This window comes from Agrobacterium sp. 22094, from assembly GCF_052046015.1.
GTDB classification, from domain to species: domain Bacteria; phylum Pseudomonadota; class Alphaproteobacteria; order Rhizobiales; family Rhizobiaceae; genus Agrobacterium; species Agrobacterium cavarae.
In genome coordinates this window covers 1-432 of record NZ_JBQEPX010000025.1, presented here as the reverse complement: position 1 = coordinate 432, position 432 = coordinate 1, and the positions used below count along the sequence as shown (strand labels likewise).

Annotated in this window: 1 protein-coding gene; it reads left to right on the top strand. The window is 28.9% G+C overall.

Features of this window, described 5'->3' with window-relative positions; all coding sequences use genetic code 11:
* Window positions 1-43: 43 nt before the first annotated feature.
* A complete protein-coding gene (locus tag ACTJK5_RS23020) occupies window positions 44-223 on the top strand; it encodes a hypothetical protein (protein WP_074541198.1) in 180 nt (59 codons plus the stop codon).
* Window positions 224-432: the final 209 nt, after the last annotated feature.

Sequence of the window (432 nt, the reverse complement as noted above, 5' to 3'; positions counted from 1 at the left end):
GATTAATAGGATTATTTTAATTATTTGAAAGGGGGAAATTAGTATGTTTGGTAATAAAGAAAATGAAATTAAAGAATACCTTATACAAGAAGGTTATGAGATTAAAGAATATTTAAGAAAAAATGGAGATTGGTACTATTTTAAAGTACATACTTTTTGGTCTGGAACACATTTAGTAAAAGTAAAAGATGGAGTATTTGGTTTTAGAATAGAAAAAGCGTAAATTGAGGGATTTATTCTGTATAAGTGCACTTATACAGAATAAATCGCATAATAAAAATACTGTAACTAGCAAAATTAAAGTTTACTTTCATTTCTTTCATCTTTAGCCCAATTAGTGCTATAAGGGGTCTTGCAAACAAAACGCGGATTTCGTACGCTAAGGAATTATTAGGTGTCTTTTTTGATATGAGCGATCCGATAGCAATGCGA

What these genes read in the sequence shown, in the direction of transcription:
- ACTJK5_RS23020 (WP_074541198.1), top strand. Translation starts at nt 44, where the DNA reads ATGTTTGGTAATAAAGAAAATGAAATTAAAGAATACCTTATACAAGAA.